The organism is Falsihalocynthiibacter sp. CO-5D18 (assembly GCF_041205445.1).
In the GTDB taxonomy this organism is placed as follows: Bacteria; Pseudomonadota; Alphaproteobacteria; order Rhodobacterales; family Rhodobacteraceae; genus Falsihalocynthiibacter; species Falsihalocynthiibacter arcticus.
Genome location: NZ_JBGFCF010000004.1, coordinates 121516 through 133484, shown reverse-complemented (window position 1 = coordinate 133484; position 11969 = coordinate 121516). Strand labels below are relative to the sequence as shown.

Here is an 11969-nt window from a genome sequence, read left to right as displayed (position 1 = left end):
TCGCCTAGAATGTTGGGGAAGTCGGATGTTAGTCCAAGAAAAACGCCGCCTCCAATTTTGGAAGCGGCGCATTTGGTTTACATCCCAAGGGCGGTTTTAACCGCGGCAACAGCGTCGCCGCCATCCTTGGTAGTGACACCTTCAAGCCAAGGCATAAAGGCGTCGGGATTGCCTGTGAGCCACGCCGTGGCTGCTTCGGATGGGTCCATGCCATCATCAAGGATTGCCCCCATGATTTCATTTTCCATAGCAAGCGTGAATTCGAGGTTTCCAAGCAGAGCGCCAACATTTGCACACTCGGTAACGTAACCTGCGCGCGTGTTTGTATAGATTGTTGCGCCGCCAAGGTCTGGGCCAAAGAAATCATCCCCGCCCGTCAGATAGCCCATGTCGAAATTCGCGTTCATCGGATGGGGTTCCCAGCCGAGAAAAATGATGGGCTCGTCTTTTTTGCTGGTGCGTGCAACTTGGGCCAACATGCCTTGCTCAGAGCTCTCGGCCACTTCGAAATCGGCCAAGCCAAAGGCGTTGTCGTCGATCATGGATTGGATCAAGCGGTTGCCGTCGTTGCCAGGCTCGATACCATAGATCTTACCGTCAAGCGCGTCTGCATGGGCGGCGATATCGGCAAAGTCTTTGATGCCCAAAGCGGAGGCCGCGGCGTTTACGGCCAGCGTGTATTTGGCACCAACGAGGTTTTCACGCACGGTATCAACGGTGCCGGCCTCGCGGTATTTAGCAATGTCGCCCTCCATTGTTGGCATCCAGTTGCCAAGGAAAACGTCGATATCACCCTGCGCCATCGCAGTATATGTCACGGGAACGGACAGCACTTTGATATCCGTTTCATAGCCCAACGCATCCAACACAACCGTCGTCGCAGCAGTTGTCGCAGTGATGTCCGTCCAGCCCACATCCGAAAATGTCACTTCGTCGCAATTTGCCACAGCGCTCGTAGACATCGCGACAAGCGCGATTACGGAAAGTGAAGTTTTAAAAGTTGCTCTTGAGTTCATGTTTGGTGCTCCCTATTTCGGCATTATTTTTTTGTTGATTGACGAGTCAATTAAAAACCAGCATTTCTAATATGGCAACCCCTTGGAGGAAATGATGCCAAAACTTGGAATGGAGCCTATACGACGCGCGGCTTTGGTGAAAGCGACGATTGATGAGGTCGGCCTCGCCGGATCACTCGAAGTCACAGTCAGCCAGATCGCGAAACGGGCGGGCGTTTCCAGTGGTTTGGCGCATCATTATTTTGGGGGAAAAGAGCAAATTTTTCTCGCGGCAATGCGCCATATCCTCAGTGTGTACGGGGCTCAAGTGCGTGTGGCTCTGTCAATTGCGACCACACCAACGGAACGGCTTGAAGGTATTATCCTCGCCAGCTTTGAAGCCAGTAATTTTCGTTCCGAGGTGGTCGGTTCATGGTTGAATTTCTATGTTTTGGCGCACCGTTCCGTTGGGGCAAAACGGCTGTTGTCCATCTATCAGCGGCGTTTGCGCTCCAACCTAATACATGATCTGCGCCCCCTCATTCCCGCTTCTCAGTTGGAAAACAGTGCGCAGGGAATCGCCGCGCTGATCGACGGATTGTATATTCGCCGCTCTCTAGGGGCGCAGAATACGTCCGACCCAATCAGCATCACCAAGATCTATTTGGCGAGCATACTAAATCAAAAGGAAGTCAAATGATGCAGCAACCAATCGCCAGCCATTTTGTCGACGGAGCTTATCTTGAGGATACGTCGGGCACCAAGATTGATGTCATTTACCCCGGAACTGGCGCGAAAATTGCGACTGTCTATTCGGCCACGCCCACTATTATTGACGCCGCCCTGAACAGCGCGGCACGGGCGCAAAAAACGTGGGCGGCCTTGAGTGGAACGCAGCGAGGCCAAGTCTTGCTACGGGCCGCCGAGTTGATCCGCGCTAACAATCATGCCCTTTCGGTTTTAGAGACGTATGATACCGGTAAACCGCTCCAAGAAACGCTTGTTGCGGACGCGACCTCTGGGGCCGAGGCGCTGGCCTATTTTGGCGGGTTGGCCGCCAGCATAACCGGCGAGTACATTCCCCTAGCGGACGGCGATTTCGTCTATACATCCCGCGAGCCGATCGGCGTATGTGCGGGAATCGGTGCGTGGAATTACCCAACCCAAATCGCTTGTTGGAAGGCTGCTCCCGCTTTGGCGTGTGGCAATGCACTGGTCTTTAAGCCCAGCGAAATGACACCCCTTTGTGCACTGAAGATCGCTGAAATCATGATGGAGGCGGGCGCACCTGCGGGCCTCTTTAACGTCATTCAAGGCCTCGGGGATGTCGGGGCCGCCTTGGCGTCGGATTCGCGGGTTGATAAGGTTTCCTTAACGGGTTCTGTGCCCACGGGCCGTAAAGTTTACAGCTCAGCCGCTGCGCATATGAAGCATGTCACTATGGAGCTTGGCGGCAAATCTCCGATACTGGTATTCGATGATGCGGATATCGAAGCCGCTGTTGGCGGTGCAATCCTTGGCAATTTTTATTCATCCGGTCAGGTATGTTCAAATGGTACGCGGGTTTTTGTGCAAAAGGGTATCAAACACGCGTTCCTCGCGCGCTTGAAGGAACGTTTAAAAGGCGTCGTCATGGGCGATCCATTGGATGTAGCGGTTAATTTCGGCCCCATGGTGAGCGAACGCCAGGCAGAGATTGTCGAAGGGTATATTGCAAGGGGCATGGCTGGCGGGGCAACCCTTTTCGCCGGTGGGTCCAGAAATGGCTTCACCATTGCGCCAACCGTTTTCAGCGATGTGACCGACGATATGATCATCGCCAAAGAGGAGATTTTTGGCCCTGTCATGGCCGTATTGGATTTTGAAACCGAAGAAGAAGGTCTTCGTCGTGCCAACGCCACGGAATTTGGCCTTTCGGCCGCCGTTTTTACCCGTGATTTGGCGCGTGGTCACCGCGTGGCTGCCGCTCTTGAGGCTGGGACCTGCTGGATCAACACCTACAATCTCGCCCCCGTGGAGGCCCCGTTTGGCGGTGTGAAGGCCAGTGGTGTGGGACGCGAAAACTCCAAAGAAGCCATCCACCACTACACCCAAGTCAAGTCCGTCTACGTTGCCGCAGGAGGTGTTGATGCGCCATATTGAAACGCGTGTTCAAGTTCAACTTCGAAAGGTAAGGTATTGTTGTGGAAGCTGATTATGTCATCGTAGGCGCGGGGTCTGCTGGTTGTGCTTTGGCCTATCGGCTAGCCGAAGCAGGCAAGGATGTGTTGGTCGTTGAGCATGGCGGAAGTGACATCGGGCCTTTTATTCAAATGCCTGCTGCGCTGTCTTACCCGATGAATATGAAGCGCTATGATTGGGGGTACATAAGCGAACCCGAACCCCATCTGCGCGATCGGAAACTTGCCTGTCCGCGCGGTAAAGTCGTGGGGGGGTCTTCTTCCATCAATGGCATGGTTTTTGTGCGCGGTCATGCGCGCGACTTCGATTATTGGCAGGAATCTGGCGCGACGGGTTGGTCCTATGCCGACGTTCTTCCCTACTTCAAACGGATGGAACATTGGCATGATGGCGGCCACGGTGGCGATACAGAATGGCGGGGCAATAATGGCCCTCTTCATGTGACGCGCGGCCCCCGAAAAAACCCGCTATTCGCTGCATTTGTTGAAGCGGGAAAGCAAGCTGGCTATCCCACAACAGACGATTACAACGGTGAGCAGCAAGAAGGCTTCGGGCCAATGGAGCAAACGGTCTTCGGAGGGCGCAGGTGGTCTGCGGCCAACGCTTATCTGCGGCCCGCTTTGAAGCACAAAAACTGCAACCTGACGCGTGCCTTTGTTGAGCGTGTTGTTATTGAAAACGGCCGTGCGATTGGCGTTGAAGTCATACGGAACGGCACAAAAGAGGTTATTTCGGCGCGCAAAGAAGTCATCCTTTCGGCGTCTTCCATTAATACACCCAAACTCCTCATGTTGTCTGGGATCGGCCCCGCCGAGCACCTTTCTGAGCATGGAATTGAGGTGGTTGCGGATCGCGCGGGTGTTGGACAAAATCTACAAGACCATCTCGAGTTGTATTTGCAATTTGCTTCATTGAAACCCATAACCCTGTATAAATACTGGAATTTGGTGAGCAAGGCCATCATTGGCGCGCGCTGGCTTTTGTCAAAAACGGGCCTTGGGGCCTCAAATCAGTTCGAGAGCGCGGCGTTTATCCGCAGTCGTGCTGGCATTGAATATCCGGACATCCAGTACCATTTTCTTCCGATTGCCGTTCGATATGATGGCAAGGTCGCCGCCGAGGGGCACGGCTTTCAGGCTCATATGGGGCCGATGCGCTCAAAAAGCCGTGGATGGGTAAAACTGGCAAGTTCCGACCCCGCCGATGCGCCAAAAATTCAGTTTAACTATATGTCTGATCCACAAGACTGGGCTGATTTTCGAACTGGAATTCGCCTCACGCGCGAGATTTTCGCTCAGGAGGCCTTCGGTCCCTACGTGAAGCATGAAATCCAGCCGGGCGTGTCGCATCAAACCGATGAGGAGCTTGATACATTCATCCGCGAGGAGGCCGAAAGCGCCTATCACCCCTGTGGAACGGCACGGATGGGGGCCGCAAACGACCCGCTCGCCGTGGTAGATCCAGAATGTCGGGTTATTGGCGTTCAGGGTCTGCGGGTGGCCGATAGCTCGATTTTTCCTCGGGTGACAAATGGCAATCTAAACGGGCCTTCGATTATGGTTGGCGAGAAGGCCGCGGACCATATTTTAGGGGCCGGAATGCTTGCGAAAGATACCTCGAAACCATGGATTAATCCAAACTGGGAAAATGATCAACGATAGGTGGTAAAGTTTGATCCGTATCAAAGAATTTGGGGTGAAACTCAAGCATGTTTGTTAAGAAACCAACAGGAGAAAACATATGTCCCATACCCCACACGAACTCGCGGAAGAATTTCCTGAGCACGTGGAAAAAATGCATGCTTTGAAGTTGAGCGATCCGCATTTTTCCCGCTTGGCCGACGAGTATCACGTATGTAATCGAGAAGTGCACCGCGCAGAAGAAAACGTTGAGCCAACCGACGCGCTAAACGAGCAGGAAATGCGCAAGAAACGCATGGCTTTGAAGGATCAAATCTGGGCAATACTCTCCGCTTAGCTGGTCATAATTTTTCTACGTCGAGAAGCTAACCTTCTGGCTTCTCGACTATTTCTTGAAACTTTTCGAAAAACTTAGCGGTCATTTTCTTTGCGAAACCATCGATAAGGCGACTGCCGAGTTGTGCAATTTTGCCACCAACTTTCGCTTCGACCTCATAGGTGAGTTCAGTGCCTTCGTCGACGTCGCGCAGTGTCACAACGGCTTCACCTTTGGCGAAACCTGCGACACCGCCTTTGCCTTCTCCGGAAATTTTGTACCCGTTTGGCGCATCGACATCCGAAAGGGTAACTGCGCCTTTAAAGGTTGCTTTTACGGGACCAACTTTCTGTTTTACAACCGCTTCAAAACCTTCCTCGGCTGAGCCTGTTAACTCTTCACATCCGGGGATGCAGGCCGCGAGCGTTTCTGGGTTGTTTAGGTGGGCCCAAACCGTTGCGCGGTCGGCCGCGAGGATGCGCGTGTCGCTGAGTTCCATGTCATCTTTCCTTTGAGAATTTGGGCAGGTTATTGAATTTCATAGGGTAGGATACCCCGTGCGTTGTGGTCAACTTTTAGCCGCGCTTCGAGTGGCGGGACCGATCTTTGATGACAATTCGGGCGCTCACATATGCGGCAACTTACGCCGATGGGTTCAAAGGCCCGATCATTTTTCACGTCGAAGTCGTCAGCGTAAACAAGGTGTTCTGCGTGTTTAACTTCACAACCCAAGCCGATGGCATAGCGGCGGACGGGCGCCTTAAACGAGCCTGCTGGCTTTGAAACATCGCGGGCGAGGCAGAAATATTTAAGCCCATCAGGGGTTTGCGCTAATTGTCTGAGAAAACGTCCTGGTGTTTCAAACGCGCGATGCACGTTCCAAAGCGGGCAGGCTCCGCCATAGCGGGCAAACTGCAAGCGAGTGGCGCTATGGCGTTTTGTTATCGTGCCGGCCTGATCGACGCGTACGAAATAGAACGGAACACCTTTGGCACCCGTGCGTTGAAGTGTGGATAATCTGTGGGCGACTTGCTCAATGGATGCGCCAAACTGTGCTGCCAAAAGTTCAAGGTCGTGCCGTGTCTCGCGTGCGGCGTTCAAAAAGGCGCGGTAGGGTAGGAGGACAGCCCCTGCAAAATAGTTGGCGAGCCCGATTTTTGCTATCTCGCGCGCCTCTTCTGTTTGGAACCGTGCCAGATCCAATGTCGCCTCCAGAAGTTCGTTTTGTGTTAGGAAGGCGAGTTGCAAAAGGAGCTGGAATCGTCTCGTTGGTGGCGAAATAAATTTGGAGAGAGTTAGGGTGCGGGTAACAGGGTTGAACCCTCTTAAGACTGTATCACCCTGAAAGTCTACCTGAATACCAAGCGCATTCAGAGCATCCGTCGCGCGGTCTTGCGACGTGATACCCCCATGCTCAGGGTCGGCGACCCGTTCGGCCGCGCGATCAACTGCATCAATGTAATTGTCGCAATAGTGAAAGAAGTCGCGAACTTCTTCCCACGGGCTTGGGGCGATGCGGCTATCTTCGCGCCCCAAAATCTCGTCGAGGGATGCGAGGCGTTCGTGGCTTTGGCGGTAGGCGCGATGGAGGTCCAGAAACGCACGGGTTAGCGCAGGTGCGTTTGACGCGGCCAGACGCATATCCGCGAGAGGTGGTGGCCCGTCAGTGAAAACGGGGTCCGCAAAGGCTTCGCGCATATCACTGACCATCCGTTCGGAATCACCGATGGAAAGCGTTGTAACATCAAAACCAAATTCCTGCGCGAGGGCCAAAACCGCACCCGTACTTATCGGGCGCTTATTGTTTTCCATTTGGTTGAGGTAGGGGAGCGAAACCCCCAGTTTTTCGGCAAACGCCTTCTGAGTTAGCCCCAACTTAGTGCGCGTTTCCCGAAGCTTTACCCCAGCGTAGAGTTTTTGAGTTGCCATTTTCGCCTTTGCTTCCGAGCTTTGCAGTTTTGCCGACCGGTCTTCGGGTTTTGCAAAGTTAACCGATCGTTTGGATTCGACGCAAGACGAAAAGGATAGAAATGACACCCATGACAGAGGAGGCGAGCATGAGGGTGACCAAGGGGAGGGGGCCCGCGTCAGGGCTAAGGAGGGTGCCAGCAAAGGCCGAAAGGGCCGCGCCGCCGCCAATCATGATCGCGCCACCAATTCCGCTTGCCGTGCCTGCGAGATGTGGGCGCACCGACAGCATGCCTGCGTTTGCATTGGGCAACACGAGGCCGTTTCCTAGGCCAATAAATGTCATAAAGGCAAAGAAAATTTCAACTGACCCCTCGGAAAATGCGAAGGTTAAATAAGAGGCGCCCATGCCCGCGGTGCAGAGTAAACTTCCCCACAGGATCATTTTGTCGATGCCAAACCGTCGCGAGAAGCGGCCAGAGATATAATTCCCAGCGAAATAACCGAGCGCGGGAGCACCAAAGTATATGCCTGTCCATTCAGGGGGGAGGAGGTACACTTCGCTAGCAATATACGGTGCCCCGCCGAGATAGGCGAAAAAAGATCCTGATGCAAAAGTGGCGCAGGCAACATAGCCCCAGAACCGAAGGGAGCTGAAAAGTTCTGGGTATTGGCGGACCTGTTCGCGGAAGCTCGCGCTGGTTCTGGATGCGGTTTCGCCTAAATCATAGAAGGTAAGCCAAAGGAGGCCTAGGCCGAGAATGAACATCATCCAAAAGCTGGCTTGCCAGCCAAATTGGGTGTCCAAGACGCCGCCGATCGCTGGGCCAACCATCGGGACAATCGACATGCCCATGGTTAAGTAGCCAATCATTGAGGCGGCTTCGTCTTGTCCAACCATGTCACGAACGATAGCGCGTGAGAGGACCATTCCTGTTACTATTACGGCCTGTAACATGCGGAAAGATAAGAATATCTCAACTGAGGGTGCATAAATACATCCAAGGGTCGCGATAAGGAAGATCACAATTCCGCCTAAGATGATCGGGCGACGACCAAACCGGTCGGAAAGGGGGCCGATGAAGACCTGCAAGATTGCGTTGACGCCTAGATAAAGGGCTACGGAGAGCTGAATGAGGCGGTAATTGGTGTCAAAATGGTCTGCCATGCCAGCGAGGGATGGCAGGAAGATATTCATCGAGAGCGCTGCTAGTCCTGCGAGGAGGATTAACGTTCCGAGATTTGGTGGGGTGGTTCGATCTAAAAGCCGAACGGTGGGTTTCTCATCCATTCGAAAGATGTAGAGGCGCGATTTGAGAATGTCCATTGGCGATGCGCTGAAAGTGGAGATTTGCATATTTGCAGTATTCAATTGAGTGTTGCAAATGAGTTTGCAAATATTCTGAATTCACCTTTGGCTTTTGCCATTGGGTGGGTATGGTCCAGCAATAGATAACGAATCCCGACCGGAGGACGTCCCATGAAAGATGTTGACACCCAGCTCGCTGAGCGCCGCGATCAAGCCCAACTGGGCGGCGGTCAGCGCCGCATAGATGCGCAACACGGCAAAGGGAAATTGACGGCGCGTGAACGTGTTGAGCTTCTGCTTGATGAGGGCAGCTTTGAAGAATTCGACATGTTCGTCGCACATCGTTGCACCGATTTTGGTATGGAAAAACAGCGCCCGGCAGGCGATGGGGTTATTACCGGCTGGGGCACCATCAACGGCCGTATGGTCTATGTGTTCTCTCAGGATTTCACCGTTTTCGGAGGGTCACTTTCGGAAACCCACGCCCAAAAGATATGCAAGATCATGGATATGGCGATGCAAAATGGCGCGCCCATTATTGGCATTAACGACTCGGGCGGCGCACGGATTCAAGAAGGTGTTGCCAGTCTTGCAGGTTATGCCGAAGTGTTTCAGCGCAACATTATGGCCAGCGGTGTTGTGCCACAAATTTCCTTGATTATGGGGCCATGCGCTGGTGGCGCCGTGTATTCACCTGCGATGACCGACTTTATCTTCATGGTCAAAGACACGTCTTATATGTTTGTGACGGGCCCTGATGTGGTGAAAACTGTGACCAACGAGGTTGTGACCGCCGAGGAACTTGGCGGCGCGTCCACCCATACTAAGAAGTCCAGCGTTGCCGACGGCGCGTTTGAGAATGACGTCGAGGCCCTCACAGAGGTGCGCCGTCTTGTGGATTTCCTCCCCCTGAATAATCGTGGAAAGCCACCTGTGCGGCCATTTTTTGATGCGCCGGATCGGATCGAGGAAAGTCTCGATACGCTTATTCCTGAGAACACAAATACGCCCTACAATATGAAGGAGCTGATCCACAAAATCGGCGACGAGGGCGACTTTTATGAAATCCAAGAGGATTTCGCAAAGAACATCATCACTGGTTTTATTCGGCTCGAAGGTTCTACCGTCGGCGTCGTTGCGAACCAGCCGATGGTGCTGGCGGGCTGTCTTGACATTGATAGCTCTCGTAAGGCAGCCCGCTTTGTCCGTTTCTGTGACGCCTTTGAAATCCCGATCCTGACTTTGGTTGATGTACCCGGCTTCTTGCCTGGCACAAGCCAAGAGTACGGCGGTGTGATCAAACATGGCGCTAAATTGCTGTTTGCCTATGGCGAGGCGACCGTTCCCAAGGTGACCGTAATCACCCGCAAAGCCTATGGTGGCGCCTATGATGTGATGGCGAGTAAGCACCTGCGCGGCGATTTTAACTACGCATGGCCCACGGCCGAAATCGCGGTGATGGGGGCCAAAGGAGCAACTGAAATCATTCACCGTGGCGACATCGGCAATGATGAAAAAATCGCGGCCCACACGGCGGACTATGAGGCGCGTTTTGCCAATCCGTTTGTGGCCGCCGAGCGTGGTTTCATCGACGAGATCATTCATCCGCGCAGCACACGTAAACGGGTGGCGCGCGCGTTTGCCTCTCTGCGGAATAAGAAGCTCGAGAACCCGTGGAAAAAACACGACAATATCCCGCTGTAAGTCAGTGTGAAGTGGCCCAACCCTTTAATTAACGGAATGCACCGTGCGCAGAAAATGGCATATTCAACGAACGTCAGATAGTCTCGCGCTTTCGCGACGTGGCGAAGTTGTCTTTGATGTGTCGGCACAAAGTGTCTTTCCCCTCTGTGCGCGCGGTCGGTTGGCGCAGCAGATTCGGCAAGATTTGTGGCGAGCCTTGCAAGATTTGCGCGGGTTTTCCCCAGTGATTTTGATTGAAGGGCAGGGCGCAGAATTGCATGTCACGGCAGGTGGCGAAGTCGCTGCCAAAACCTTCCCAAAACCCGCTATAGAGGCTCAGATTTCAGCACTCCTTGCAGACCCAAAATTGCGGGCGCGGTGGCTGCGCCATGCCGCAATATCCGCAGACGCGGTGGACGCATGAAGCGGCTTTCCATTGTCTTGTGCGGGATCGGGAGCGCGGCGTTGGCTGACCCCATTGCGGTGCCGTCGGGGCAATCCATTGAATTCAAACAGGTGATTTGGGCGGAGGAGGCAGAAACACCGAATGCAATTTTTCGGTTTGTCGCGCCAGAAATCACCCGCGACGGCACTGGCATTGAGTATGACACCGCGGCAGAAGATATTCTGTTTCTGTGTGAAACTTTTGCCCTGCCGCGCGTCTTGGCGGCGAATGTCGGGGGCGAAGTTGGCCTTGTCATTTCGCTTTCTCAACAGGACCTCGCATTTGGTGAGGCAAACCCAGATATCCTTCAGTTCTTTGATAATTTTGTGGTCCGCGACGCCACTTGTGACTGGGGAGATGTCTGATGGGAACTTCGTTAGGCTTATGTAATGGCGGGATAAAACATGCATTCGTGCATCAAATCGCCGCCAAATATCTGCGGGGGGTTTTCTTTTTTAGGCGGGCGGATACTGTGGGGACAAGCTTAACGCATTTCTTTTGGAGAATGCGCGAGACGCTTGGCGCATTCGCTTCGATTGCGTCTTTCAAGAACAGTACAGGGAGACATATATGTCCAATTCTATCAAAGCTCTATTCGCCATTGGTCTTTTGTCTTTGGTTGCGGCCTGTGGCGGCGCTTCCGAAGAAGAAACAGTATACGTTGAAGTTGAGCCAATCGTCGAAGAACCGACAATGTCCAAATACTAAAACACAAGATAGGCAGGGCGTAAGTCCTGCCTTCCCCTCGGCTGCAGTTCGAGGAGCCGAATTCAAATGTCCTCGGATAGTCTCGACCGTTTTTCCCTCAGATTTTTCCATTCTTAGCATTTCCCCGATGAACTTGCCTGCGGCTTCCTCTAAGCTTGCGCGAATTCAAACAAATAGGGGTATTCCATGTTAAAACATCGCGGCTTTCCCAGTCGCCTCACAGGCACTGATTTCCACTTCACTATTCGGCGCGACAATAAAAAAGGCCCAACACCACTCATTCGCCGCGAGCGCTATGCGGATCGCCGCCCCGCAGATCGGCGGGCGGATGCGGGATTTATTCTCGCTCTGTGGACGCACTTCGGTAACGAACCCTTTGAGCGCGGGAACTTGGATTCGGGGCGTCTGAGTTGGTTTTTCGGACGCGAGGTCATCGCCGCCGAAGAGCCCTTTGATCCCAAAAGCTATGAGGCGATGCTCGTAATCAACGAGCCTGTCGCGCGGGCGAATTTCCCAGACGCCTTTGTGAGCGTGGATGAATTTGACCCCGATGACGAGGAGTACTAGGCGTGTTTTTGCTTACTTCTCAGATACATCGGCAGGTTTCGGCCCAACTTAGGGGGAGTGCAAGCAATCGGCTTCCCAGTGCTGCTACTCTCGTGCAGGCTGTATTTGTAGCGGGTCTTTCTATTCTGTGGCTCGCTGCGACGCGCTCCGCGCGTCACCCTTCCCCTTCTGGGCTCGGCTCTCCCCAGGTCGAGCCCATTTTCGGGAAAATACGGCG

Annotated in this window: 13 protein-coding genes; 9 read left to right on the top strand and 4 right to left on the bottom strand. The window is 53.5% G+C overall.

Going from position 1 to position 11969, the window contains the following annotated elements; genetic code table 11:
- Positions 1–77: 77 nt before the first annotated feature.
- A complete protein-coding gene (gene choX, locus AB9F27_RS07090) occupies positions 78–962 on the bottom strand; it encodes a choline ABC transporter substrate-binding protein (protein ID WP_369754419.1) in 885 nt (294 codons plus the stop codon).
- A 148-nt stretch (positions 963–1110) separates the two neighbouring features.
- Between choX and betI the strand changes: the two genes are divergently transcribed.
- The 4 genes from betI (at position 1111) to AB9F27_RS07070 (ending at position 5153) form a co-directional block, all read left to right on the top strand.
- The gene (gene betI, locus AB9F27_RS07085; RefSeq protein WP_335586799.1) at positions 1111–1695 is read left to right on the top strand and encodes a transcriptional regulator BetI; all 585 of its coding nucleotides are present in this window, start codon (positions 1111–1113) and stop codon (positions 1693–1695) included.
- A complete protein-coding gene (gene betB / locus AB9F27_RS07080; RefSeq protein WP_335586800.1) occupies positions 1692–3137 on the top strand; it encodes a betaine-aldehyde dehydrogenase in 1446 nt (481 codons plus the stop codon). Before betI ends, betB begins: the two co-directional genes overlap by 4 nt.
- Before the next feature lie 41 nt (positions 3138–3178).
- A complete protein-coding gene (betA, locus tag AB9F27_RS07075; RefSeq protein WP_335586801.1) occupies positions 3179–4837 on the top strand; it encodes a choline dehydrogenase in 1659 nt (552 codons plus the stop codon).
- Positions 4838–4916: 79 nt separating this feature from the next.
- Positions 4917–5153, top strand: coding sequence for a DUF465 domain-containing protein (locus AB9F27_RS07070; protein ID WP_335586802.1), 237 nt, complete (start codon positions 4917–4919; stop codon positions 5151–5153).
- A 28-nt stretch (positions 5154–5181) separates the two neighbouring features.
- Here the strand turns inward: AB9F27_RS07070 and AB9F27_RS07065 are convergent, their stop codons facing one another.
- Genes AB9F27_RS07065 through AB9F27_RS07055 form a run of 3 tightly spaced genes read right to left on the bottom strand, consistent with a single transcriptional unit; the run spans position 5182 to position 8331 of the window.
- A complete protein-coding gene (locus tag AB9F27_RS07065; RefSeq protein ID WP_335586803.1) occupies positions 5182–5631 on the bottom strand; it encodes a carbon monoxide dehydrogenase subunit G in 450 nt (149 codons plus the stop codon).
- Positions 5632–5660: 29 nt separating this feature from the next.
- On the bottom strand, positions 5661–7061 hold the full coding sequence (locus AB9F27_RS07060; RefSeq protein ID WP_369757626.1) for a short-chain fatty acyl-CoA regulator family protein: 1401 nt from the start codon (positions 7059–7061) through the stop codon (positions 5661–5663).
- A gap of 58 nt (positions 7062–7119) precedes the next feature.
- Complete coding sequence (locus AB9F27_RS07055; RefSeq protein ID WP_039000219.1) at positions 7120–8331, bottom strand: multidrug effflux MFS transporter; 1212 nt, start codon at positions 8329–8331, stop codon at positions 7120–7122.
- Between the two features lie 189 nt (positions 8332–8520).
- Between AB9F27_RS07055 and AB9F27_RS07050 the strand changes: the two genes are divergently transcribed.
- The 5 genes from AB9F27_RS07050 to AB9F27_RS07030 all read left to right on the top strand — a co-directional run bounded on the left by AB9F27_RS07050 (position 8521) and on the right by AB9F27_RS07030 (position 11752).
- A complete protein-coding gene (locus AB9F27_RS07050; protein ID WP_369757625.1) occupies positions 8521–10053 on the top strand; it encodes an acyl-CoA carboxylase subunit beta in 1533 nt (510 codons plus the stop codon).
- A gap of 43 nt (positions 10054–10096) precedes the next feature.
- Positions 10097–10456, top strand: coding sequence for a hypothetical protein (locus AB9F27_RS07045; RefSeq protein WP_369757624.1), 360 nt, complete (start codon positions 10097–10099; stop codon positions 10454–10456).
- Complete coding sequence (locus tag AB9F27_RS07040; protein ID WP_369757623.1) at positions 10453–10842, top strand: DUF6497 family protein; 390 nt, start codon at positions 10453–10455, stop codon at positions 10840–10842. The genes AB9F27_RS07045 and AB9F27_RS07040 overlap by 4 nt, the downstream gene beginning before the upstream one ends.
- 205 nt (positions 10843–11047) lie before the next feature.
- Positions 11048–11185 carry a hypothetical protein gene (locus AB9F27_RS07035; RefSeq protein WP_169798703.1) on the top strand — a complete coding sequence of 46 codons (138 nt, stop codon included), beginning with the start codon at positions 11048–11050 and terminating at the stop codon, positions 11183–11185.
- 186 nt (positions 11186–11371) lie between these two features.
- Entirely contained in the window at positions 11372–11752 is a 381-nt protein-coding gene (locus AB9F27_RS07030; protein WP_039000167.1) for a hypothetical protein, read from the top strand.
- Positions 11753–11969: the final 217 nt, after the last annotated feature.